This window comes from Winogradskyella sp., from assembly GCF_965656915.1.
In the GTDB taxonomy this organism is placed as follows: domain Bacteria; phylum Bacteroidota; class Bacteroidia; order Flavobacteriales; family Flavobacteriaceae; genus Winogradskyella.
Window position 1 is genome coordinate 1 of the sequence record NZ_CBFHMI010000035.1, and the last position, 23,964, is coordinate 23,964.

Consider the following 23,964-nt stretch of genomic DNA (forward strand, 5'->3'; position numbering starts at 1 on the left):
ATATCTGCTACAGTAACATCTGGTGTTGCTAGTTTTTCTGCAAATCGCTCATCACGATGTAGCCATGAGATTGGTGTATCATCACCTTTTTCTGAAATTAATTCCACCGCATAACGTGATATAGGCTGTAAGGGATCATCATTGATTTCTGAGCCTTTTACGACAGGAATATACTCATTTAGTAAATTCACCATCATGCGCGCTAAACGCGTTTTGGCTTGACCTCTAAGTCCTAATAAATTAATATTATGACGTGATAAAATAGCGCGTTCCAACTCAGGAATTACCGTATTTTCATAACCGTGAATGCCTTCAAACGTTTTGACTTTGTTTTTTATATTCTCAATTAAATTATCTCTCAATTCATCTTTTATCGATTTTGATTGATAACGAGCTTTTTTTAGTTCTCCAAGTGTTTTTATGTCTTTCATTTTTTACCTTTTGGCTATTGGCCTTTAGCTGCTAGTGAGCTCTATATGAGCTAAAAGCTAACATCTAAAAACCAACAGCTTTTTTTATCCTTTAATTCTTTTTCTTCTGTTGTTTTCGTAGTCCTCAAATATCATTTCGCCAAGCCCTTTCAATCCTGTGTAAAATGCTTTACCTCTATTGGCTTGAGTAAATTCTCTAATAAATTGCATTAAATACGGATCTTCAGCAATCATGAATGTTGTAATAGGTATATGCAAACGCCTTGCTTGTTGCGCCATTGCATAACACTTATTGGTGATGTATGGATCTAATCCGTTGCTATTTTTATAATATTGACCATCTGGCATACGCAAGCAACTCGGTTTACCATCTGTAATCATAAAAATCTGCTTATTCGTATTTCGTTTACGTCGCAACATATCCATAGCTAATTGTAATCCAGCAACTGTATTGGTATGATAAGGTCCTACTTTTAGATATGGTAAATCTTTAATTTTAATGGGCCAGGCATCGTTTCCAAAAACTAAAATCTCCAGAGTATCTTTTGGATATCGTGTTGTGATTAATTCAGACAAGGCCATAGCAACTTTCTTAGCTGGAGTAATTCGGTCTTCACCATATAAAATCATACTATGACTAATGTCTATCATTAGCACTGTGCTCATCTGACTTTTATGCAATGTTTCTTCTACAACAAGATCATCTTCTGTGAGATTAAAGTTACCAATACCATGATTGATTTGTGCATTACGCAAACTCTCTGTGATTGAGACTTTATCTAAAGCATCTCCAAATTGATACGCTCTAAAATCACCTGTATGTTCATCACCAAGCCCTACTCCTTTACTTTTATGATTACCAGAACCACTTCGCTTTATTTTTCCGAATATATGATCTAAGGCTTGCTGACGAATAGCACGTTCTGTCTTAGCGGTTATAGTCAATCTCCCTTTACCATTACCTTCGCCTTCACCGTCTCCATTTGGATCTATTTCTTCTCTTATGTAACCTTTGTTTTTTAGGTCTTCAATAAAATCATCTATGGTATACTCTGGTGTAGTCAGCTCATATTCTTTATCAAGTTGGCGTAACCAATCGATAGCTTCGTCAAAGTCACCAGACGTATACGTAATTAACTCTTTAAAAATCTCAAAAAGTTTATCGAAAGGAGATTGATTAGGTGCTTCGTAAATTTTAAATACAAATCCCGATTTATTTGGTTTTTCTTTCATAGCTATGTAAAAATAATGCTTTTTAACATGCCCTTTTTACATATTTTCAATTCTAACATTTTATTAACTACACTAGAAAAAACTATGAAATAGTCTCGATAAATTTAAAATATTCACAAAAACAACTGAACATATTCTAGTATACATTAACAAGAGTTTAATACTTATTTGAATAAAGATTATATAATTTAGAATGCGCTATTTTAAAACGATTTCAACTTGAAACAAAAAAGAAGACAACTTGCTAAAACATCTAGAAATTACAGAAAATTACATCGTAAAATTGCCATTCCCTTAGTCTTTTTTATGTTCATATTGGGAGCATCCGGTTTACTTCTTACATGGAAAGATCAATTACAATTGAAGCCAAAAACACAGACCGCAGCTGAAAATAATAGTGATTTAATCTCCTTAGATAGAATAAAAAATAATGCCATAAAACATATTGAGAACTTAAACCTATCCTCTAAAATTAACAGAATAGATTATAGACCGGCTAAAGGTATTGCCAAGATACGCTTTGAAAATCATTTTACAGAATTGCAAGTCGATTGCTATACGGGAAAAATAATTTCAGAAAAGCAACGAACGGCAGATGTTATTGAAATGATACATGATGGTTCTATACTAGATTTTCTATTTAAAAATCAATCAGCACCCTTAAAATTAATCTATTCTACTACGACCTCTTTAGGATTGATGATTTTGGCATTTAGTGGCTTTTGGTTATGGATTAAACCTAGGCAGCTTAAAAAGTTAAAAGAATAAATCATTAACAACTCTTTTAGAATTCTAAACATTCTTTTCATTAATTTTAGGCTTGATTAACTAACCTTAAAATAATGAGACGAATTTTATCCTTGCTAATGCTAATCTGCATAGCAACACTTTCTGCACAAGAATTTTCAATGGACATGGTAAAGAATATGGCACCAAGAAATATTGGTCCTGGTGGCATGTCTGGTCGTGTTACAGCGATAGATGTTGTAAACAATAATACAGATATCATGTACGTAGGTACTGCATCTGGTGGCTTATGGAAATCGACTTCTGGTGGTATAAAATGGGAACCAATTTTTGAACATGAATTAACCGCTTCTATTGGTTCGGTAGAAATTCAGCAATCTAATCCAAGTGTTATTTGGGTTGGTACTGGTGAAGGAAATCCGCGTAACTCACTAAATGGCGGTTATGGAGTGTACAAATCACTTGATGGAGGTAAATCATGGATGTCTATGGGTCTTGAAAAAACAAGACACATCCATAGAATTGTAGTTGACCCAACAAATCCAGATGTAGTTTATGTTGGCGCCATTGGTTCACCTTGGGGAGAACATCCAGAGCGCGGGGTTTTTAAAACCACAGATGGAGGAAATACCTGGAATAAAATCTTATTTGCCAATAATAAAACAGGTGTTGCAGATTTAGTGATGGATCCGACTAATCCCAATAAATTATTTGCGGCAATGTGGGAACACAAGCGCGATCCTTGGTTTTTTAATTCTGGAGGTAAAGGTTCAGGTTTGCATATGACGCACGACGGTGGAAAAACCTGGAAAAAAATAACATCTGATGACGGTTTTCCAGAAGGAGATCTTGGACGTATTGGTATTGCTATTGCACCAGGAAAACCAAATATTGTTTATGCTTTAGTCGAAGCAAAAAAGAATGCACTATACAAAAGTGTTGATGGAGGTTTTAAGTGGAGAAAAATTAATGACAAAAATGACATTGGTAATAGACCATTTTATTATTCAGAAATATACGTAGATCCAGATAATGAGAACCGCGTGTATTCCGTATTCACCTATGTCAATGTTTCTGAAGATGGTGGAAAGAATTTTGAACAATTAATGCCAGCCTATGGAGTTAGTAACGGTGTACATCCAGATCATCACGCATGGTGGATTCATCCTGAAGATGGAAGTTTTATGATAGATGGTAATGACGGAGGTATGAATATTACTAAAGACGGTGGGAATACATGGCGTTTTATTGGTAATCTACCAGTAGCTCAGTTTTATCATATTAACGTAGACAACGAATATCCTTATAATGTATATGGAGGGATGCAAGATAATGGCTCTTGGAGAGGACCTGCTTATGTTTGGCGTGCTCAAGGCATACGTAATAGTTATTGGCAAGAAATTAGTTTTGGTGATGGATTTGATGTGGTACCAGATCGAGATGATTCTCGTTACGGCTGGTCTATGAGTCAGCAAGGCTATGTAAGTCGTTATGACTGGAAAACCGGAAACAATTATGGTGTAAGACCAACACATCCTGATGCTGATGTAAGATTACGTTTCAATTGGAATTCCGCTATAAACATTGATCCTTTTGATAATAGCACCATTTACTTTGGAAGTCAGTTTGTACACAAATCAACAGATAAAGGTGAAACGTGGACCGTTATATCACCTGATTTATCGACTAACGACCCAGAAAAACAAAAACAATCTGAAAGTGGAGGTTTAACCATGGATGCAACTGGTGCCGAAAACCACTGTACCATTTTGGTTATTGAACCTTCACCAGTTGAAAAAGATATGCTCTGGGCAGGTACCGATGACGGCAGAGTACATTATACCACTGATGGAGGAAATAACTGGAGTGAAGTTACAAATAATATTAAAGGACTACCTGAAGGGAGTTGGATTGCTCAAATTAAAGCCTCTAATAAAAATAAAGGTGAAGCGCTTTTAATTGCTAATGATTATAGAAGGTTCAATTATACACCTTATGCATATCGTACAAAGAATTATGGTAAAACGTGGGAGCGTATCGTAGATGAAAATGACGCAGAAAGTTATACACTTGCTATTGTTGAAGATATCGAAGAACCTAACTTACTTTTTTTAGGTACTGATGATGGTTTATATGTTTCAGTAAATGCTGGTAAAAAATGGACCAAATGGACGGAAGGTTTCCCAACCACATCTGTAAAGGATTTAGTGATTCATCCAAGAGAACATGATTTGGTCATTGGTACATTTGGACGTGCAGCTTGGGTTTTAGATGATATTCGTCCACTTAGAGCAATGGCTAAAGACGCTTCAGTTATAAATTCTAATATTGAATTGTTCAACCCACCAATTGCCTATCAGGCTGCATATCAGCAACCAACAGGTAGTCGTTTTGGCGCAGATGCAATGTATCATGGTGAAAATCGTGGTGGTGGTGCTCGATTATCTTATATGTTTAATAAGAAAGAAGCTGTTAAATCTGATCTAAAAGAAGGCTCAAAAAAAGAAGACAAAGCTATAAGTGATAAAAAAGTTGATATTGAGAAAAAAGTTAAATGGGATTCTTTAACGCTTAAAATTTATGATGGTAATCGACTCATTAGAACATTAAAACAAAAAGCACCGAAAGAGAATGGCGTCCATCAATGGACATGGTATATGAATGAATCTGGCGTTAGCAGACCTTCTAGAAGAATCAGAAAACAAACCAGAGAACCTAGTGGTGTTCCTGTTAAACCAGGAACTTATAAGGCCGTATTGCATTATGGAGACCAGATGTCTGAAACTTCAGTAACAGTCGAATATGATCCAAGATTAGAAATATCTCAAAAAAATATAAATGAAGTTTACGCCACTGCAAAGCAATTAGAACAAATGCAAAAAACAGCGGCAGATGCTGTAAAGCAATTGGTTGAAAGTAAAGCAATTGCAGAAAACTTCAAAAAAGAACTATCTCAACTTGATAAAGATAATTATAAAGACCAAATTGAAGCTTCTAAAGAAAGTATTAAAGCTATTGATAGTCTGATTGATAAGTATCTGGGCAAGATAGACAAACGACAGGGAATTACTAGAAATCCTGAAGTTACACCATTACAACGATTAAGTACTGCGAGAAGTTATGTTTATAATAGCCAAACAGGTTTAACAACAACTGAGACCATATTAATTAAACATGCCAAAGAAGCTCTAGATAAATTACTAGGCGAAACAAATACCTTTTTTAATAAAGAATGGAAAAGTTACGAAGCTTCAATGAAAGAAGTGAAAACTAATCCATTTAAAGAAGTGAAAATCTTTAGTATTGATTAGTTGATATCGATATTGATAAAACAAAAATGCTCTAGAAAACTAGAGCATTTTTTTATTCCATCCACTTCAGGGCATTTAAATCTTCTATCTTAATCTGTTTTCCTTTTGTAGAAATTAAGCCTTCTTTTTTGAATTGAGACAAAATTCTAATTGCTGATTCTGTAGCAGTACCAACCATACTGGCATAGTCCTCTCGAGATAACACTATACTTAAATAGCCATCATCATCAGTTCCAAAATCATTATTAATATACATTAAAATCTCAGCCATTCTTCGCTTTACAGGTTTCTGTGCCATATTGACCAATGACTCATCAGAAACCTTTAAATCTTCTGCCATTTTCTTTAGAACATCCATAGTGAACTTTGGATTCTTCTGCAAATCGTTCATGATTTCACTCTTAGGGATAAAACACATTTCCATATCATTCAATGCGACAGCACTTAAATTGGTCTTCTGTTCTGTGACCAAAGAACGTTTGCCTAACAACCCACCTTTAACAACCAGTTTTACAACATGGTCTTTACCATTTTCACTCAATTTTGTCAGTTTACAAACACCCTCTTTTACACAATAAACGCCATTTATTGTTTCTCCTTCTTCAAAAATTACTTGACCTTTGGTGTAAACTTTACCAGTTTTACAAGCAGAAACCCGCATCAATTCATCTCTGGTTAAGGATTTTAAGGAATTAAATTCTTTAACTATACACGATTCACATTTACTCATACCTATTGTTTAGTGACTGTTTCAAATATAATAATTACATGACAAATATCATATTTTAAATTATGCATATATGTCACCTTTGTTACAGGTATAAATGAGCAAATTAAAATGAAAAACAATACTTGTTTTCATTGTGGTGATGACTGCGGAAATCACACAATTACATTTCAAGAAAAGTCATTTTGTTGTAACGGTTGCAAAACTGTTTTCGAAATATTTAATGAAAATGATTTAACATGCTACTATGATTTAGAGAATTCACCAGGTGCAATTCCTAAAGAAATAGAAGGAAAATATGAATTTTTATCTCAGGAAAATATAATTGAAAAACTCACTGAATTTAGAAGTGACACTATTGAAATTACTACACTCTACATTCCTCATATTCATTGCAGCTCTTGTATTTGGATTCTTGAAAATCTAAATAAACTAAATCAAAACATATCCGATTCGCAAGTTAATTTTGGTAAAAAAACTGTGCGAGTCACTTATAATTCCGAAAAAACAGACCTAAAGTCTGTAGTTCTGTTACTAAGCTCAATTGGATATGAACCCTATATAAGTTTAGATGATTTTAAATCTGGTAAAAAACACATTAATCGAACTCTAATTTATAAACTCGGAGTTGCAGGATTTGCATTTGGAAACATCATGTTTTTATCCTTCCCTGAGTATTTTGAAATTAATGAATACTGGCTCGAGCAATACAAGCATATGTTTCGCTGGTTAATGTTTGCATTATCAGTTCCTGTGGTTTTCTACTCCGCTCAAGACTATTTCATTTCTGCTTTTAAAGGATTAAAAGCTAAACTCTTAAATATTGATGTACCTATTGCTTTAGGAATTACGGTATTATTCTTAAGAAGCACCATAGAAATCGCTTTAGATATTGGTTCTGGCTTCTTTGATAGTTTAGCCGGGTTGGTGTTTTTTCTACTAGTCGGTAAATTTTTTCAGCAAAAGACTTATGATTTTCTGTCTTTTGAGCGCGATTATAAGTCTTACTTTCCCATCGCCATCACTAAAATAAATAAGAAAGGGTATGAAGAAACCATCCAAGTTTATGATATTGAAAAAGGTAATCGCCTATTAATACGAAATGAAGAATTAATCCCTGTCGATGGTATATTAATTAATGGTAAAGCAAAAATTGATTATAGTTTTGTGACGGGTGAATCCCAGACCGTATCAAAAAAATCTGGAGATAAATTGTTTGCTGGTGGTAAACAAACGTCTGGTGTTATTGAATTAGAAGCGCTTAAATCTGTTGAACAAAGCTATCTTACTCAATTATGGAGTAATGATGTCTTTAGTAAAAATAAAGAAGATGCTTTCACAAATATAACTAACACTATTAGTAAGCATTTTACAATTGCTATCTTAACCATCGCATTTATTGCAACAGCATTTTGGTTATTTACAGATGCCAGTAAAGCTATGAATGTCTTTACAGCAGTTCTAATAATTGCTTGTCCATGTGCTATTGCATTGTCTGCTCCATTTACATTCGGTAATCTTTTACGAATTTTCGGAAAGCTGAAGTTTTATATTAAAAATGCTAGCGTTATAGAACAACTCGCTCAAATCAACACAGTAATCTTTGATAAAACTGGAACAATTACTTCTAACAAAAGTAGTAATGCAGAATATGATGGTGAACAACTTAACGCATCAGAGAATTTAGTCTTAACAAATTCCTTGAGAGGATCAAATCATCCACTCAGCAGAACGCTTTATAGTATACTTGATGAGCACAATATCATTACTTTAGATAATTTCGAAGAGCACATAGGTAAAGGTATTGAAGCAAAGCATGGAGACGTAAATCTAAAAATAGGATCCGCAAGTTTTGTTGGCAATACAGCAGATACTCAAATTCTTAATACAACAGTTCACGTCAGTAATAATGATATATATAAAGGAAAATTTACGTTTTATAATAGTTACAGAAAAGGAGTCTCAAAATTATTTAATACCTTAAAAAAACAGTTTGATTTAGTTATACTATCTGGTGATAACGAAGGTGAGCGTGAAAATTTAAAGAAATTATTACCAACAAAAACCAAATTGATTTTTAACCAAAAACCTGAAGATAAATTAGACTATATTAAATTTCACCAATCAGAAGGGGCAAAAATACTGATGGTAGGTGATGGTTTAAATGATGCTGGAGCTTTAGCACAGAGTAATGTAGGTATCGCTATTTCAGAAGATGTTAATGTATTTTCACCTGCGTGTGATGCCATATTAGATGCCTCAAAATTTAGAGAATTACATAATTATATTATGGCATCAAAAACGGCTATAAAAATTATCAAATGGAGTTTTGTACTCTCTTTTTTCTATAATGTTATAGGTCTATATTTTGCTGTAACAGGTCAACTAGCACCTGTAGTAGCTGCAATATTGATGCCTTTAAGTTCAATAAGTATCGTCGTTTTTACAACCATCTGTACCAACGTTTTAGGAAAAAAATTAAAATAAAAAATTCAACATGATAAAAGTCATGTTTTAAAAAAAGGTTCAGCTTTATTTTTGAACCATAACTTCAAATAGGTATGAGTGTTATATACATTGTTTTAACGGTTAGCGTCATTGTTGGCATAGCTTTCTTTATCATTTTTTTAATGGCTGTAAAATCTGGCCAATATGATGATAGCTACACGCCATCTGTACGCATGCTGTTTGAAGACGAACTTGTAAAAGAACAAAACAAAGAATCATTAAATACAAAAACTGACTAATTCAATTAATATGGAAATGCAACAATTCTATTACGATAATAAAATCGTTAAAAAATTCCTTTACGCCACAATAGTTTTTGGCGTCGTTGGAATGCTTGTAGGTCTTATCCTGGCATTTATGTTTTTATTCCCAAATATGACCGACGGTATTTCGTGGTTAAGTTTTGGACGTTTAAGACCACTACATACCAATGCCGTAATTTTCGCCTTTGTAGGTAATGCTATTTTTGCCGGAGTTTATTATTCCTTACAACGCCTTCTTAAAGCTCGAATGTTTAGTGACCTTTTAAGTAACATTAACTTTTGGGGATGGCAACTTATTATTGTTGGCGCTGCCATTACACTACCATTAGGTTATACTACCTCAAAAGAATATGCAGAATTAGAATGGCCATTTGATATTGCTATTGCATTAATTTGGGTGGTATTCGGAATTAATATGATAGGAACGATTCTTAAGCGTCGTCAAAGACACTTATATGTTGCTATATGGTTCTATTTAGCGACATTCGTAACAGTTGCTGTATTACACATTTTTAATAGTTTAGAATTACCAGTTAGTGGTTTAAAAAGTTATTCTGTTTACGCAGGTGTACAAGATGCTTTAGTACAGTGGTGGTATGGACATAATGCTGTGGCATTCTTCCTTACAACACCTTTCTTAGGTCTTATGTATTACTTTGTACCTAAAGCTGCTAATAGACCTGTATATTCATATAGGTTATCTATTGTTCACTTCTGGTCATTAATTTTTATATACATCTGGGCAGGACCTCACCATTTACTATATACAGCTTTACCAGAATGGGCACAACATTTAGGTGTTGCTTTCTCTGTAATGTTAATCGCACCTTCTTGGGGAGGTATGATTAATGGTCTATTAACTTTACGTGGTGCGTGGGACAAAGTACGTACAGATCCTGTTCTTAAATTTATGGTTGTTGCTATTACAGGTTATGGTATGGCTACCTTCGAAGGACCAATGCTATCGCTTAAAAATGTAAATGCCATTGCCCACTTTACAGATTGGATTATTGCACACGTTCACGTTGGTGCTTTAGCTTGGAATGGATTCCTTGCGTTTGGTATGATCTATTGGTTAATACCACGATTATTTAAAACTAAATTACATTCAATAGGCTTGGCAAATGTTCATTTCTGGATAGGTACTTTAGGTATCATTTTATACGCATTACCTATGTATGTCGCTGGTTTTGCTCAAGCTAGTATGTGGAAACAATTTAATCCAGATGGTTCATTAGTGTATGGTAACTTCTTAGAAACAGTTACAGAGATTATGCCTATGTACTGGATGCGTGCAATTGGTGGTACACTCTACATAACTGGTATGCTCATCTTAGTCTATAACGTTATAATGACAATTGCAAGATCTGAGCATAAAGTCACCGATGAATTAGCAGAAGCACCTGCATTACAACGTGTATCTAAAAGACGTGTTGCAGGAGAAGGGTGGCACACATGGTTAGAACGTAAACCAGTATTACTTACCATTTATGCAACTGTAGCCATTTTAATTGGTGGAATTGTACAAATTATACCAACAATAGTTGTGAAATCTAACATTCCAACCATAAGTAGTGTTCAACCTTATACACCATTAGAACTTGAAGGTAGAGACATCTATATTAGAGAAGGTTGTGTAGGATGTCACTCTCAAATGGTTCGTCCATTTAGAAGTGAGGTAGAACGTTATGGAGAATACTCAAAAGCCGGTGAGTTTGTTTACGATCACCCATTCCTTTGGGGAAGTAAACGTACAGGACCAGATTTACATCGCGTAGGCGGAAAATACTCTGATAATTGGCACTTAAACCATATGTACGATCCGCAAAGTACATCTAGTGGTTCTATTATGCCGTCTTACAAATGGCTTGTCAGAAATGAACTCGATAAGTCAATGACCGAAAAGAAAATGGAGGTAATGGTGGATCTGGGTGTACCATATACAGCGGAGGATATTGCCAATGCACAAGCTTCTATGTTAGAACAAGGAACTCAAATTGAAAAGAATTTATATAACGACCCTGATTTCGTCAAAACATATGAAGCCGACAAGCAAGCTGGTGGAGCTGATTTTATTGAAATGCGAAATAGAGAAATTGTAGCTATGATTGCTTATTTACAGCGTTTAGGTACTGATATTAAAGTAAAAGATATAACTAGCACAACCGCTCAAAACTAAGACCATCATGTTAAAATTTGTAAAAAACCATATGGAGAGTATCACAGGAATTGAAATATATCCTTTGATTTCTCTACTCATATTCTTTATCTTTTTTGTAGTCTTATTCTATTGGGTATTTACTGCAAAAAAAGATTACATAGCAACCGTTAGTAACATTCCATTAGAAACTCAAAACGACACTAAATCATGAAAAATCTAATTCCATCATATATAAGAGTACCTGTGATATTTTTCGCTATTGCAGGTCTAGTTGAATACTTTGTAGATTCTGGCGATCAGCCAGCATTTATGGAACAACCCATCATACTATTGTTCTTGCTATTAGTACTATTAGTATTAATAGCGATAGAAGGTATAGTTGGTTCAATGGATAATATATTATATCAAAGTTTAGATGAAGAAGCTAAAGCAAGATATGATGCACAAAGAGCCGCACCCTCTAAGCTTACTGTTTGGGTTAATGATACTTATAAAAAACTTTTAGGCTCTAAACCTATAGAAGAAGAAGGTGAATTAATTCTAGATCATAATTACGATGGTATTAAGGAATTAGATAATAACCTTCCGCCATGGTGGTTATACGGATTCTATGCAACCATTGTTTTTGGTGTCATCTATATGGTACGCTATCATGTATTAAATGCTGATGACCAATTCGCTGAATATGAAATTGAATATGCCGAAGCACAACGCGCCATAGAAGAATACAAAAAAACAACTAAAAATTTAGTTGATATAAACACTGTTGAAATTTTGACAGAAGCATCTGATTTAAATGCAGGCCAAAAAATCTTTGAAACAAATTGTGTTGCCTGTCATATGGCTGATGGAGGTGGAGGTATTGGACCAAACCTTACTGATGAAAACTGGATTTTAGGAGGTGGTATTAAAAATGTATTTAAAACCATTTCTGAAGGTGGTAGAGATGGAAAAGGTATGGTTGCCTGGAAAGCTAGTTTAAAGCCTCTTGAAATGGCACAAGTAGCAAGTTATGTGCTAAAATTTCAAGGAACAACACCTGCTAATCCAAAAGAAGCAGAAGGTGATGTTTGGGTAGATGCATCATTAAAAGATTTGGAAACTGGCGAAGAAGTACATGATGTAAATGTAGAAGTTAAAAACGTAATCAACGATTCGTTAGAAAACTCTATTGATTTCTAAATAATAAACATGTCCCAAAATGGAAACACCAGAAAATGAAGTTTTTAGAGATTCTATTGCAACTATAGATGAAGAGGGTAAACGTAGTTGGATTTTTCCTAAGAAACCATCTGGAGCATTTTATGAAAAACGTAAAATAGTAAGTTATATTTTATTAGCCTTTCTATTTGCTGCACCCTTTGTAAAAATTAATGGTAACCAATTTCTAATGTTTAATGTCTTAGAAAGACGGTTTAATATTTTCGGATTTCCTTTTTGGCCACAAGACTTCCACCTGTTTGTTATTTCGATGATAATAGGTGTGGTTTTTATCACACTATTTACAGTAGGATTTGGCCGTATTTTTTGTGGATGGATTTGCCCGCAAACTATCTTTATGGAGATGGTATTCAGACGAATTGAATATTGGATAGAAGGAGATCGCAACAAACAAATGCGTCTAGCAAGACAAAAATGGAATTCCGAAAAAATCAGAAAACGCCTTTTAAAATGGTTCATCTTCTTGGTTGTTTCTTTCTTAATTGCAAATGTTTTCTTGGCCTACTTAATAGGTGGTGATGAACTCTTAAGATATGTCAAAGAAGGACCTTTTCAGCATATGGGTACTTTAATCCCATTACTGATATTTACTGCTGTTTTCTATTTTGTATTTGCATGGTTTAGAGAACAAGTTTGCATTATTGCTTGTCCTTATGGTAGGCTTCAAGGTGTGTTACTAGACACAAAATCTATTGTAGTTGCCTATGACCATAAACGAGGCGAAGGTGAAAATGGAAGAAAGAAGTTTAGAAAAAATGAAGATAGAGAAGCTCTGGGCCATGGCGATTGTATAGATTGTTTTCAATGTGTACACGTTTGTCCAACAGGTATTGATATAAGAAATGGTACACAATTAGAATGCGTTAACTGCACAGCTTGTATCGATGAGTGCGATACTATTATGGAGAAAATTAATCTTCCTAAAGGATTAATAAGATATGCAAGTGAAGAGAACATTGAGAAGAAGACACCATTTAAGCTTACCGCCCGTATGAAAGGTTACATAGCTGTTCTTGTTATTCTAATTGGCGTTTTAGCCGGCATGTTAGCCTTAAGAAATGATGTTGAAGCACGAATTTTAAGATTACCTGGTCAGCTTTACGAACACAAAGAGAACAACATAATAAGTAATGTATATACTTATAAACTCGTAAATAAAACATCACAAGAAATTGATAATATAAGCTTTAAATTAAGAAATTTTGAAGGTGAAATTAAACTGGTTTCTAATGATGATACTTTTATAGTACCAGCTGAAGGATTAGCAGAAGGTACATTATTTATAGAACTCAAAGAGGCTGATTTATCTGGTGATAAAAATAGACTAATGATAGAGGTATATAGTAATGATGAGCTCATTGAAACTACAACAGTTAGTTTCTTAGGCCCTAGAAGTTATAATTAAAAAAGAAGTTATGAAAGTAAATTGGGGAACAGCAATTGTCATTGCATTTATAGGCTTTATAGGCTTTATCATGTACTTTGTGATTAGCATGAGTACTGATAAAAAATACGATCACGATTTAGTAACAGAGAATTATTACCAAGAAGAACTGAAATATCAATCGGATATAGACAAAGAAGAAAATTCTAAATCTTTAACTAAAAATATAACTCATAAAAAAACAGAAGAGGGTATTGTGTTAACATTTCCTCAGAATATAAACACTAATAATATTGACGGTAAAGTGTTCCTATACAGACCATCTAATAAACAATTAGATTTTGAAATTCCGATTTCTTTATCTGACCACAATTTGCTCATACCTGACAAACGTTTATTGGATGGTCGTTGGAACATTAAAGTATATTGGACCTACAACAAAGAAGATTATTTATATAAAGCAGATATTTCGTATTAATGCTAGTTTCAGCACTCATATTAGGTTTATTAGGTAGTCTGCACTGTGTCGGCATGTGTGGTCCTATTGCTTTTATGTTGCCTGTAGATCGTAGTAATTCTTTTAAAAAAGTAAGTCAAATTAGTATATATCACTTAGGTAGACTTCTGTCTTATAGTATCATTGGTTTAATCTTTGGCTTAGTAGGAAAAAGTCTTTACATTTTTGGATTTCAACAGCAATTGTCTATTGCTATAGGCATAATTATGATAGTCTTGGTTTTAATTCCATATAAAACTTTGGGAAGGTATAACTTATCAAAACCATTAAATAAACTTATTTCTAGAGTTAAAAGCCGATTAGGTCAAGCACTAAAAAAGAAAACTTCTGATACGTTTTTAACTATTGGCTTCTTAAATGGATTCCTACCATGCGGACTAGTTTACATGGCAGTATTTGGATCTATGGCTACTGGAAGCTTGCTCCAAGGTAGTCTCTACATGGTTTTATTTGGTTTGGGAACCATTCCTCTAATGACCTCTGCAATTTATCTCGGTAAATTTCTCAATAGCACTGTAAAACAACGTATACAAAAAGCTATTCCTGTATTTGTTGTTATTATTGGTGTATTATTCATATTACGTGGTTTAGGTCTGGGAATTCCATATATCTCACCTACTCCAATTGTAGAAATGGCCACAAGCACTATTGAATGTCATTAATTTTCTATCTTAGTTTCTTTAACTGAAACTAAATAATGACCAACACAAATCCACACAACCCAAAACAAATAATTAAAACGCTTACTATCCTGCACTATGCCTATTGTCTTGCAGTAATAGTTTTTGGTACAACAGCACTATTTATTACTGATAATGCATCTATTAATTTTAGTAATACTGATGAAACCTTTTTTTACTTAATCCCAATATTTGCTATTGGAGGTGTACTTTCAAGTAATTATATTTTTAGAAATAGTTTAAAAAGTATTCAACAGAAATCTACGTTAATTGAGAAATTAACACACTATCAATCTGTCCGAATAATAAGAATAGCCTTAATAGAAGCACCAGCATTATTAGGTATAGTTATATTTATGATAACAAGTAATCAATTCTACTTAATTATATCTGCTGTATTACTAGCTTATATGGTTTTGTTGAGACCAACATTACCAGTAATAAAAACAGATCTACAATTAATACCAGAGCAAGAACGCGAATTTAGAGAAGCGACCAAATAATAAAAACGCCAGAGATTAGTATCTCTGGCGTTTTAACTTGATATTAAATAACACTAACTAATAAACATCAAGATTTATATTTTAAAGGTCATGACTGGCAATGTAGAATGGTTTGCAATATCCTCTGAAATACTACCTTCAAAGAAATGTGCTAAGCCTTTTCTACCATGTGTAGCAACAGCAATGACATCAGCTCCAATGACATTTGCGAAGTTTAAAATGCCTTTTTCTATTGAATAATCAGAAACAACACTAACACTAGGTAAATTTTCTAAATCACCATCTGCTTTTCTCAAAAAGTCAGACACTTTTTTATCAATTTCCGATGAACTTCTAAAATTACCATCGGGAGAATTTACATAAACTAAATGCATTTTAGCTCCAAGTTTTTCAAATGTAGTTCTTGCCTTTAAATACGGTTCTACAGAATCATCTGAAAAATCACTAGCGAATACACCATTTTCAAAATCAAATAGAATAGGGTTATGCTTAATTACCAAAACAGGAATATCAGCATGTCTTACTACCTTTTCGGTATTAGAACCTACCAAAACCTCCTTTACTCCACTCGCTCCATGAGAACCCATTATAATTAGGTTTGCATCGTGTTCGTTGGCGACATCATTTATCTCACTCCACACTTTAAAATGCTTAACAATTGGTGTAACATTTACATTCTCTAAATAAGGCTTATCTAAAAATGTTTCAAACTTTTGCTCAGCTAATTTTAAATAAAACACAGCTTCTTCATTCAATGCAGAACTATCTGCAGTTAAAATTGCATTAGATAACTCTAACATATGCAGTACTAAAAGTTCAGCATCATATTTTTGAGCCAAGTTGGCTGCAGCTTCGAGAGCATATTCTGAATGCTCTGAAAAGTCTATAGGTACAATAATTTTTTTCATAGTTTTTGGTTTTAAATGGTCATTGAGAATAATTGTGTATTGGGTTTTGTGCGTTGCAATAACAAATCAAAAGCCATACAAATATTTCTTATAAAAGGTCTACCCTTTTCTGTTACATCAAGTGCTTTATCTTTAAACTCAATTAAACCGTCGTTTTCAAATTCTTTTAACTTTATGAGGACTTCAGGCAATTCATTAAATGTCATTGATTCATTTTTCCAAGATGTATTAAAATGACACATAAGGTTAAGTATATGTTCTCTTATTTTTAGATCTTCTTCATTAAGTATATGACCTCTGTAAATTGGTATAATACCTTCATCAATCAAGTGATAATACTCTTCTATCGATTTTACATTTTGCGCAAAACCATACCAACTATCACTGATAGAAGAAACGCCTAATCCGATCATAGCTTTAGTTTTAGAGGCTGTGTAACCCATAAAATTTCGATGTAATGTTTCATTTTGCATCGCCACGCATAATGAATCGCTCTTTAGTGCAAAGTGATCCATACCTATTTCTTTATAGCTTACATTTTCTAAAATACGTTTACCTGTTTCGTACTGTTTACGTTTAGATTCTCCAGAAGGTAAATCGGCGTCATTGAAACCGCGTTGTCCATTTCCTTTTATCCAAGGTACATGAGCGTAGCTGTAAAATGCAATTCGATCTGGCATTAAAGTACCAGTCTTAATTATAGTTTCTATAACATCGTCTTCAGTTTGAAACGGTAAACCAAAAATAATATCATGGCCTACGGAAGTATACCCAATCTCACGAGCCAAAGTGGTTACTTTAGCCACATTTTCAAAAGGCTGAATTCTATTAATGGCCTTTTGTACATTTAAGTTATAATCCTGTACTCCGAAACTAACACGTCTAAATCCTAAATCATATAAGACTTCTAAATGTTCTTTTGTGGTGTTATTAGGGTGGCCTTCAAAACTAAATTCATAATCATCTGCAACTTCAGAAACTTTAAGTAATTCTGAAATTAAGAACTTTAAATTCTCAGGCGAAAAGAATGTTGGTGTACCACCACCTAAATGTAATTCCTTAATTTTAGGTTTCTGTTCTAAAAAAGTTCTGTATAAACTCCATTCCTTTAAAACTGCGTTCAAATATGGCAATTCAACTTCGTGTCGTTTAGTAATACGTTTATGGCAACCACAAAATGTACAAAGGTTTTCACAGAATGGTAAATGTAAATACAGACTCAACCCTTCTGAATCGTTACTTTCAGCAAATGATTGCTTCAAAGACGCTTTCCATTGCTGTAACGAGAATGAATTTATATCCCAATACGGAACTGTTGGATAACTTGTATATCGTGGTCCAGCAACGTTGTATTTATTTACTAATGAAATGCACATACCTATTTATTGTTAGTCAAAATTACTTTTAAGGCTTGGTAAAAAACATGATATTTGTCATATCAAATTCAAACAAATAGCTAAACACCTAAATATGAGACTTTTGAAGTAACATAAACCAACAAACAAAGTGTTATTTTACCTAAAGACAAGCTTAAAGACTTTATTATTAATGGTCACAAGCACATAAAAGTTATAGCTAGTTTTAAAGACTCATTTATAGAATTTTATGCCGCATTAAAGCGCGAAAAAAGGCGCATTTATCGTATTTATTTCAGTAAAGCCAAGCAAAAAGAACTCGGAGTATTTATGAACGATTATTTTGCGCTTCTGGTTTTTGAAGACACCTCCAAATATGGTGTAGAAATGTCTGAAAAGCTAGAAGCTGTGCTATTAAGTGATTATAATGCATTTACTATTTTTGAGAATCTTACACCAGGACGGCAGCGCAGTATTATCTATCTCATTGGTAGATATAAATCATCACAACTTCGTATCTATAAATTACTCATTATTACTGAAAATATAAAGCGAGGAATTACCGATCAAAAACTTTAACCAAAGAAGAATTAATTTCTCACTTGCATTAACGCAATTATCTACTTAACTTTACTAAAATCAAAAACTAAACCAATGAAAAAAATAGTTCACTTATGCTTAGCATTTTCGCTAATGGCAATTGTTTCTTGTAAAGATGATAAAAAGGAAGCGGTTTCTGAAACTGCTAACGAAGAAGTAACAACTGAATCTACTGCACAAAGCGAAGACAAAGACACAACTATAGGTGAGGATATGAAACTTACTATTACATTATCTCCTAAAAGTGATAGTAACGTTGAAGGTAAAGTGATTTTCTCTCAAAAAGAAGGTATTGTAACTATGATTGGTAGATTTACAGGGCTTTCTGAAGGTACACATGCTATTCATTTACACGAAAAAGCAGATTGTTCATCACCCGATGGAAAATCTTCAGGCGGTCATTGGAACCCTACAGGTCAGCCACATGGCGCTTGGGGAGATTCAGCCGGTTTTCACAAAGGTGATATAGGTAATTTTGAAGCTGATGCTAAAGGTAACGGAGTTATTTCTATGAATACAGATCAATGGTGTATTGGTTGTGGAGATCCTACAAGAGACATTCTAGGAAAAGCCATTATTGTACATCAAGGAGAAGACGATTTAAAATCACAACCATCTGGTGCTGCTGGAGCTAGAGTAAGTTGTGGTGGTATTATTCAATAACCAATTACAAATACACCTGCATCTGAAGTATGTGTATGACTATTTGTATTATTGTTGTATATATATGCTGTTTCTAGTGGTTGATTAAGTTCATTTAAAACCACACCTTTTATGTTTTGTGCACTAACTATAATTGATATACAACTAAATAGCAGCAGTGCTAAAATTTGCTTTCTCATAATTATAGTTGATTAATTTTAGATTCCATATTTGGTCCAAGTTCATATAAACTTGCAATCAACTCACGCTTTAATTCTTTTACTTTATCCGTTCTGCCAGCCGCTTTATAGATCTCAGCAATATGATATAGGACTTCTGGCTCATATGTTTTACCATCAACATAGGTTTCAATTATCGTTTTTGCCTTATTGATATCACCTTTATTAAAATGGCTCCAAGCCAATAAATCAAAAGATTTTGGTGTTGGCCTATTCTCTATTTCTTCTTCTGCTATTTTTATTGCAAGGTCTGGATTATAGAGTTCTTCAGTGAAGAGTATTACGTTGTACTTGTTATACATTACGCCATAAGCGTCGTTTTGCATTGCTTTGATATAGTTATCCAACGCTGTAGATTTCATATCTAAATTATTGGTTTGCGCAGCAATTTCAGATTTTAATAAATCGTAATCTGGTGCTTTGTAATAGGAACTCACATGATTTAAAATAGCTAGTGCTTCTTCTGGTTTGTCTTCATAAGAGTACAATATCCAGGCAATTCCCTTTTTTGCATAAGCATCATTAGAATCTATTTGCAATGCTTTTAAATAATGATTGTATGATTTTTCTATATCGCCAGCGTGACCATAAAAATCTGCCAGATTGGTATAAGACCATTGCTTTAATCCTCTTAAATTTGAAGATTCTGCAATTGCCATAGCTTTTTCCATATTTTCAATGGCACCTGCTAAATTTCCTTTATGATCTTCCCATTTAGCCAGACGAATGAGATAATCGAAATCTGAAGTATTTGCAATATCGTTTAAATAGGATTGTGCATGAATGTAGTTTCCAAGTTCTAAATGCACATCAAATAGCATTTTTTTTGTGGTAAATAACTTATCACCATTTTTTTCAGCCTGTTTTAATAATCCTAAAGCTTCTTTAAAGCGATGCTGTGATATCTAGTTTGAAGCTAAATTTCTTAAATATGAAGAATTTAGATTCCCAGCCATTTCAATCGCTACTAATAAATCTTTTTCAGCTTTTATTAAATAAGAAATGTCACCTGTAGTGCTAAATATTTTGGTGTAAGCATTTGCGCGCTTTGCCAAATAAGGAAATTGATTAGGCTGAGCCTCTAATTTTTCTGTTAAGAAATTTGCAACCGATAGAAGTTCTACCGTGTCTAAATCTGTAGTCATAAAATTTCGATAGTCTGAAGCATCAGTAACTTGCTTTGACGTACAACTAAATGTGATGACTAGTATTATTATGGGGAAAATGTGTTTTAGTGTCATGATTTACAATTATGTTTTTGAGTTATTTAAAATATTTCTGAAGTAGAGTGACTACTCCACTTCAGAAATTGTGTTTAATATCTTACCAAGGCGAAGCCAGGTAAGGAAAGCTTGTTAAAAAGCTTTGTCATTACCATCCACATTGTCATTTGATAAACCTGGGTTTTCTGAGAAATCTTCTCCTCCGAAAATTAGAAGTAACTCTACTGTAATAACATCATCTGCTAATGCTCTTCCGGTAAGTACGTTTGTACCATCGAAAAATGTTGTAGTTCCATCTAAGGATACATTCAATACATCAGTGGCTAATAATCCCGTAAAAGCTGCAGCATCTAAGCCTAAAGCATTTGTATCACCAGGATTTGTATAAGCAGGACTCAATCCTTCTAGGTTTGTTTGAAACATAGATTGAAAAGATGCATTTTGCTGTGATGGAATGGTGGTATTAAAATTGTCTTTCATACCTGAAGACACAAATACTGTATTTACAGCTGGTCTTCCCATTTGATCTTGTTGTATATATGTACCTGTAAAATTAGGACCTGTTGGACCTGTTGGACCTGTAGGCACATCGTCATCATCGCTACAATTATAAGGTGTCATTGACACTAAAATTGCGATGGCATAAAGTTTTATATTATTAAATTTCATAAGTTCTCGTTTTTAAGTTTTTTATTGTTTTCTTTTAGTTTCTACCCAAGTGTTAATAGTCCCAGATCCACCTATTAAAGATTTCGGTACTTCCACAACTACAGACATAATATTAAAGCCAGCAAATGTGTCAGATCCTGGATTATTAAAACTGGTTGCATTACCATTTATGATTTGTCCATACTGAGCAAAATCCATAAAGAAAGGATCATCTCTTGGTCCGGCAAATGCCGTAATTCCGCCAGAACTTTCTACTATAGCAGATTGTCCATAAGGAGTAATATCTACTGCAACTTGATTCGTTGAATTAGTTAGAATAGTACTGTTTAATCCAGTCTGCGAAGGTGCTGTTGGACCAAAGACATACATTTTACTATCTCTTGGAACAGCCTGAATCACTAAATCTTCAACATTATCGCCACTGGTGTCAATATTAAATTCAATGATGATGTTTTCATCAAAAGATGCGCTGCCTGTATCACCTGGCGCTAATAATCCCTGAACATTAGCAACAAAGGCAATGTTAGAACTGTTTTCACCTTGAAAGGCATAAAAATCTGTGATATCACTTGTACCACCTGAAACTGCAGGAGCATCAATATGATCTGCTGCAATGGCAACGAAAGTTGCAATGCCTAATATTGCCGTTGCGATTAAAAATTTTGTTTTTTTCATAATTTTGAGATTTTGTTAATTATTTGTGTCTCTGTTCTACCTACGCAAAATTGTGGAGGTCAGTTTTGTTAAAATTTTGTTAATAAAAAAACCTTCGATTTATTCCGAGAAAAAATTACCTTTATAAATCAATAATTGGCTTATGAATCCATCAGCTAGCGGCTGGATAAAAAAACTACTCAAGGAAGTTGCAGATAGTGACATAGAACACGTTGATTCTATAGCGTTTTACAAGCAGCTTAAGGAGACAGGCTTTATCTATGGAAGTAATGTTAAAGTGTTGCCATATATAAATCAATCTTTTGATTTTACAGAAGAAGAACGCAGTAAGGTTAATGTAATGCTCTGCTTCTACCACAATCATGTCACTATCACAAAAAACAACTCAAGTTTTATAGAATATCTTGTGGACTACTATAAGATTCTGGGTGAAGATCAGCGCTCATTCTTTCAGGAATTATTTGGAGAAAAGTCTAAGGATAAGCTGCTCGAAAATATGATTCATAAGCGGATTCATATAGATGATAATATTATTTCTAAAAGCTTCAATTACTTTTTAGTTAATGCCTTATTATTTATTGACGTACTAGGTTATAATGAATACCTCAATGGCGAGAAAAACATTGCTGGCTATGTAAATAATTTAGAATCTGCATTAGAGTCTATGGTACTGACTGTACTTGATACAAAGTCTAATAAAACAGATTACGATGAGAATCTTATGAAACTTTTTGAAAGTTCCATGAGACAAAAGGAAACAGATATTAATACTTATGAAGATGTTATTAAACTCATCAATGATCCATTAGAAAAACACTATCTCATTGATTTGGTTTGTATGGCATCATGGAGTGACAGAGTGATTGACAGCGCAGAAAAAGACTTTTTAAATAAAATAAAAGACGATCTTAACTTAGAGCAGAATGTCATTGACAATTCTATTGCGTCTATTAACGACTTCTATAAAAATCATAAAGCGGAAGTGGCCTTTTTAAGTTCAAAAAATTTAGCTCAAAGTTTTTATGATAATAGTAGTAAGATTGTCTCGAGACTTATAAATAGAAATAGAAAAAGACTGATTAAAGAATTATCGGAAAGTAAGGAAGCTATGAAACTTTTAACAGCGTCTACACACCGTAATTTAAGTGATGACGAACAAAAGAAAGTGCAACAACAACTACTAGATATTTTTAAATCTATTCCCAGCCTGGCTATTTTTATGTTACCAGGTGGAGCATTATTGTTACCACTGTTTGTAAAGATTATTCCAAAACTATTACCGTCTGCTTTTGATGATAACAGAATTGATGATTAAGAAATACTTTATTCTAACCAGTTTTTAAAATCCTTAACGCGTTCTCTTGCCACAATAATATCTTGTTCTTTAAAGTGATTTAGCTTAATCTGAAGTCTGGAATTGGTGTAGCTAATAATATCTTTTATCGCTTTAATATTCACATAGAATTTTCGGCTTACTCTAAAAAAGATATGTGGTTCTAATTCGTCTTCTAATTGATCTAGCGTCATATCCAACAGGTAGTTTCGTCCTTCGTTAGTATATACATAGGTACCTTTATTCTCACTGTAAATACATTCAATATCTTCAATATTTATGAGCTTTAAATGCTGACCAACCTTTACTGAGAATCGTTTTTTATATTCGCGTTCTATAGGGTTAACCAATAACTTTTTAATATCATTAAAATCTAGCGTTACCGATTGTTTTTGCGGTGTTCTGTCCTTAAATTTTTCTACTGCGGTTTTTAGATCATCTTCATCTATTGGCTTTAGTAAATAGTCTATGCTATTAAGCTTAAAGGCTTGTAAGGCATATTCATCATAGGCGGTTGTGAATATAACAGCGGAATTAATTTCTAGGGTTTCAAAAATTTCAAATGATAAACCATCACTGAGTTGTATATCTAAGAAAATAAGATCTGGATGTTCGTTCTCCTGAAACCATTCTA

22 protein-coding genes and 2 pseudogenes are annotated in these 23,964 nt (G+C 33.5%); 14 read left to right on the plus strand and 10 right to left on the minus strand.

Annotation, left to right across the window (positions count from 1 at the left end; all coding sequences use genetic code 11):
* Both ACTG3Y_RS09360 and ACTG3Y_RS09365 read right to left on the minus strand, forming a co-directional pair.
* Positions 1-431: pseudogene (locus ACTG3Y_RS09360) on the minus strand (magnesium chelatase); the annotation flags it as partial.
* A gap of 84 nt (positions 432-515) precedes the next feature.
* Entirely contained in the window at positions 516-1,664 is a 1,149-nt protein-coding gene (locus ACTG3Y_RS09365) for a vWA domain-containing protein (protein WP_439152663.1), read from the minus strand.
* Positions 1,665-1,883: 219 nt separating this feature from the next.
* Here ACTG3Y_RS09365 and ACTG3Y_RS09370 point away from each other — a divergent pair, with 219 nt between their 5' ends.
* Positions 1,884-2,432 carry a PepSY domain-containing protein gene (locus tag ACTG3Y_RS09370; protein ID WP_439152664.1) on the plus strand — a complete coding sequence of 183 codons (549 nt, stop codon included), beginning with the start codon at positions 1,884-1,886 and terminating at the stop codon, positions 2,430-2,432.
* A 74-nt stretch (positions 2,433-2,506) separates the two neighbouring features.
* Positions 2,507-5,722, plus strand: coding sequence for a WD40/YVTN/BNR-like repeat-containing protein (locus ACTG3Y_RS09375; protein ID WP_439152665.1), 3,216 nt, complete (start codon positions 2,507-2,509; stop codon positions 5,720-5,722).
* Between the two features lie 52 nt (positions 5,723-5,774).
* Here the strand turns inward: ACTG3Y_RS09375 and ACTG3Y_RS09380 are convergent, their stop codons facing one another.
* A complete protein-coding gene (locus ACTG3Y_RS09380; protein ID WP_439152666.1) occupies positions 5,775-6,452 on the minus strand; it encodes a Crp/Fnr family transcriptional regulator in 678 nt (225 codons plus the stop codon).
* A 108-nt stretch (positions 6,453-6,560) separates the two neighbouring features.
* Here ACTG3Y_RS09380 and ACTG3Y_RS09385 point away from each other — a divergent pair, with 108 nt between their 5' ends.
* The 9 genes from ACTG3Y_RS09385 (at position 6,561) to ACTG3Y_RS09425 (ending at position 15,686) form a co-directional block, all read left to right on the plus strand.
* Positions 6,561-8,936: a heavy metal translocating P-type ATPase gene (locus ACTG3Y_RS09385; protein WP_439152667.1), complete on the plus strand. Its 2,376-nt coding sequence runs from the start codon at positions 6,561-6,563 to the stop codon at positions 8,934-8,936.
* A 74-nt stretch (positions 8,937-9,010) separates the two neighbouring features.
* A complete protein-coding gene (ccoS, locus tag ACTG3Y_RS09390) occupies positions 9,011-9,196 on the plus strand; it encodes a cbb3-type cytochrome oxidase assembly protein CcoS (RefSeq protein WP_439152668.1) in 186 nt (61 codons plus the stop codon).
* Positions 9,197-9,206: 10 nt separating this feature from the next.
* Positions 9,207-11,399 (plus strand): cytochrome-c oxidase, cbb3-type subunit I, encoded by a 2,193-nt coding sequence (ccoN, locus tag ACTG3Y_RS09395; protein WP_439152669.1) that lies wholly within the window; start codon positions 9,207-9,209, stop codon positions 11,397-11,399.
* A 7-nt stretch (positions 11,400-11,406) separates the two neighbouring features.
* Positions 11,407-11,592 (plus strand): CcoQ/FixQ family Cbb3-type cytochrome c oxidase assembly chaperone, encoded by a 186-nt coding sequence (locus ACTG3Y_RS09400; protein ID WP_439152670.1) that lies wholly within the window; start codon positions 11,407-11,409, stop codon positions 11,590-11,592.
* Positions 11,589-12,563, plus strand: a complete 975-nt coding sequence (locus tag ACTG3Y_RS09405; protein WP_439152671.1) for a cbb3-type cytochrome c oxidase N-terminal domain-containing protein — start codon at positions 11,589-11,591, stop codon at positions 12,561-12,563. The genes ACTG3Y_RS09400 and ACTG3Y_RS09405 overlap by 4 nt, the downstream gene beginning before the upstream one ends.
* 19 nt (positions 12,564-12,582) lie before the next feature.
* Complete coding sequence (ccoG, locus tag ACTG3Y_RS09410; protein WP_439152672.1) at positions 12,583-14,007, plus strand: cytochrome c oxidase accessory protein CcoG; 1,425 nt, start codon at positions 12,583-12,585, stop codon at positions 14,005-14,007.
* 10 nt (positions 14,008-14,017) lie between these two features.
* Positions 14,018-14,464, plus strand: coding sequence for a FixH family protein (locus ACTG3Y_RS09415; RefSeq protein WP_439152673.1), 447 nt, complete (start codon positions 14,018-14,020; stop codon positions 14,462-14,464).
* Positions 14,464-15,165 (plus strand): sulfite exporter TauE/SafE family protein, encoded by a 702-nt coding sequence (locus ACTG3Y_RS09420; RefSeq protein WP_439152674.1) that lies wholly within the window; start codon positions 14,464-14,466, stop codon positions 15,163-15,165. Before ACTG3Y_RS09415 ends, ACTG3Y_RS09420 begins: the two co-directional genes overlap by 1 nt.
* A 35-nt stretch (positions 15,166-15,200) precedes the next feature.
* Positions 15,201-15,686 carry a hypothetical protein gene (locus ACTG3Y_RS09425; protein ID WP_439152675.1) on the plus strand — a complete coding sequence of 162 codons (486 nt, stop codon included), beginning with the start codon at positions 15,201-15,203 and terminating at the stop codon, positions 15,684-15,686.
* Positions 15,687-15,760: 74 nt separating this feature from the next.
* Here ACTG3Y_RS09425 and ACTG3Y_RS09430 read toward each other — a convergent pair whose 3' ends face one another.
* Positions 15,761-16,594 (minus strand): universal stress protein, encoded by an 834-nt coding sequence (locus ACTG3Y_RS09430; protein ID WP_439152676.1) that lies wholly within the window; start codon positions 16,592-16,594, stop codon positions 15,761-15,763.
* Positions 16,595-16,605: 11 nt separating this feature from the next.
* Positions 16,606-17,970 carry an oxygen-independent coproporphyrinogen III oxidase gene (gene hemN / locus ACTG3Y_RS09435; protein ID WP_439152677.1) on the minus strand — a complete coding sequence of 455 codons (1,365 nt, stop codon included), beginning with the start codon at positions 17,968-17,970 and terminating at the stop codon, positions 16,606-16,608.
* 309 nt (positions 17,971-18,279) lie between these two features.
* Between hemN and ACTG3Y_RS09440 the strand changes: the two genes are divergently transcribed.
* A complete protein-coding gene (locus tag ACTG3Y_RS09440) occupies positions 18,280-18,528 on the plus strand; it encodes a YdeI/OmpD-associated family protein (RefSeq protein ID WP_439152678.1) in 249 nt (82 codons plus the stop codon).
* 75 nt (positions 18,529-18,603) lie between these two features.
* Complete coding sequence (locus ACTG3Y_RS09445; protein WP_439152679.1) at positions 18,604-19,212, plus strand: superoxide dismutase family protein; 609 nt, start codon at positions 18,604-18,606, stop codon at positions 19,210-19,212.
* Here the strand turns inward: ACTG3Y_RS09445 and ACTG3Y_RS09450 are convergent.
* The 4 genes and pseudogenes from ACTG3Y_RS09450 to ACTG3Y_RS09465 all read right to left on the minus strand — a co-directional run bounded on the left by ACTG3Y_RS09450 (position 19,206) and on the right by ACTG3Y_RS09465 (position 21,997).
* Complete coding sequence (locus ACTG3Y_RS09450; protein ID WP_439152680.1) at positions 19,206-19,391, minus strand: hypothetical protein; 186 nt, start codon at positions 19,389-19,391, stop codon at positions 19,206-19,208. The two genes, ACTG3Y_RS09445 and ACTG3Y_RS09450, sit on opposite strands and share 7 nt — an antisense overlap.
* A 2-nt stretch (positions 19,392-19,393) precedes the next feature.
* Positions 19,394-20,251, minus strand: coding sequence for a tetratricopeptide repeat protein (locus ACTG3Y_RS09455; RefSeq protein WP_439152681.1), 858 nt, complete (start codon positions 20,249-20,251; stop codon positions 19,394-19,396).
* Positions 20,252-20,335: 84 nt separating this feature from the next.
* The gene (locus ACTG3Y_RS09460) at positions 20,336-20,671 is read right to left on the minus strand and encodes a hypothetical protein (RefSeq protein WP_439152682.1); all 336 of its coding nucleotides are present in this window, start codon (positions 20,669-20,671) and stop codon (positions 20,336-20,338) included.
* A 114-nt stretch (positions 20,672-20,785) separates the two neighbouring features.
* Positions 20,786-21,997, minus strand: a pseudogene (locus ACTG3Y_RS09465) (DUF4331 family protein).
* Between the two features lie 142 nt (positions 21,998-22,139).
* On the opposite strand from ACTG3Y_RS09465, the gene ACTG3Y_RS09470 reads away from it, so the two are divergent.
* A complete protein-coding gene (locus tag ACTG3Y_RS09470; protein WP_439152683.1) occupies positions 22,140-23,312 on the plus strand; it encodes an LETM1-related biofilm-associated protein in 1,173 nt (390 codons plus the stop codon).
* An 8-nt stretch (positions 23,313-23,320) separates the two neighbouring features.
* Here the strand turns inward: ACTG3Y_RS09470 and ACTG3Y_RS09475 are convergent.
* The coding region (locus tag ACTG3Y_RS09475) for a LytR/AlgR family response regulator transcription factor (RefSeq protein ID WP_439152684.1) at positions 23,321-23,964 on the minus strand (644 nt) is incomplete at its 5' end.

Excerpts from the sequence above, each read along its gene's own strand:
- ccoS (WP_439152668.1), top strand. The coding sequence starts at position 9,011 with ATGAGTGTTATATACATTGTTTTAACGGTTAGCGTCATTGTTGGCATA.
- ACTG3Y_RS09460 (WP_439152682.1), bottom strand. The coding sequence starts at position 20,671 with ATGACACTAAAACACATTTTCCCCATAATAATACTAGTCATCACATTT.
- ACTG3Y_RS09450 (WP_439152680.1), bottom strand. The coding sequence starts at position 19,391 with ATGAGAAAGCAAATTTTAGCACTGCTGCTATTTAGTTGTATATCAATT.
- ACTG3Y_RS09385 (WP_439152667.1), top strand. The coding sequence starts at position 6,561 with ATGAAAAACAATACTTGTTTTCATTGTGGTGATGACTGCGGAAATCAC.
- hemN (WP_439152677.1), bottom strand. The coding sequence starts at position 17,970 with ATGTGCATTTCATTAGTAAATAAATACAACGTTGCTGGACCACGATAT.
- ACTG3Y_RS09430 (WP_439152676.1), bottom strand. The coding sequence starts at position 16,594 with ATGAAAAAAATTATTGTACCTATAGACTTTTCAGAGCATTCAGAATAT.
- ACTG3Y_RS09440 (WP_439152678.1), top strand. The coding sequence starts at position 18,280 with ATGAACGATTATTTTGCGCTTCTGGTTTTTGAAGACACCTCCAAATAT.
- ccoG (WP_439152672.1), top strand. The coding sequence starts at position 12,583 with ATGGAAACACCAGAAAATGAAGTTTTTAGAGATTCTATTGCAACTATA.
- ccoN (WP_439152669.1), top strand. The coding sequence starts at position 9,207 with ATGGAAATGCAACAATTCTATTACGATAATAAAATCGTTAAAAAATTC.
- ACTG3Y_RS09400 (WP_439152670.1), top strand. The coding sequence starts at position 11,407 with ATGTTAAAATTTGTAAAAAACCATATGGAGAGTATCACAGGAATTGAA.
- ACTG3Y_RS09470 (WP_439152683.1), top strand. The coding sequence starts at position 22,140 with ATGAATCCATCAGCTAGCGGCTGGATAAAAAAACTACTCAAGGAAGTT.
- ACTG3Y_RS09425 (WP_439152675.1), top strand. The coding sequence starts at position 15,201 with ATGACCAACACAAATCCACACAACCCAAAACAAATAATTAAAACGCTT.
- ACTG3Y_RS09375 (WP_439152665.1), top strand. The coding sequence starts at position 2,507 with ATGAGACGAATTTTATCCTTGCTAATGCTAATCTGCATAGCAACACTT.
- ACTG3Y_RS09415 (WP_439152673.1), top strand. The coding sequence starts at position 14,018 with ATGAAAGTAAATTGGGGAACAGCAATTGTCATTGCATTTATAGGCTTT.
- ACTG3Y_RS09445 (WP_439152679.1), top strand. The coding sequence starts at position 18,604 with ATGAAAAAAATAGTTCACTTATGCTTAGCATTTTCGCTAATGGCAATT.
- ACTG3Y_RS09420 (WP_439152674.1), top strand. The coding sequence starts at position 14,464 with ATGCTAGTTTCAGCACTCATATTAGGTTTATTAGGTAGTCTGCACTGT.
- ACTG3Y_RS09405 (WP_439152671.1), top strand. The coding sequence starts at position 11,589 with ATGAAAAATCTAATTCCATCATATATAAGAGTACCTGTGATATTTTTC.
- ACTG3Y_RS09380 (WP_439152666.1), bottom strand. The coding sequence starts at position 6,452 with ATGAGTAAATGTGAATCGTGTATAGTTAAAGAATTTAATTCCTTAAAA.
- ACTG3Y_RS09455 (WP_439152681.1), bottom strand. The coding sequence starts at position 20,251 with ATGCTATTTGATGTGCATTTAGAACTTGGAAACTACATTCATGCACAA.
- ACTG3Y_RS09365 (WP_439152663.1), bottom strand. The coding sequence starts at position 1,664 with ATGAAAGAAAAACCAAATAAATCGGGATTTGTATTTAAAATTTACGAA.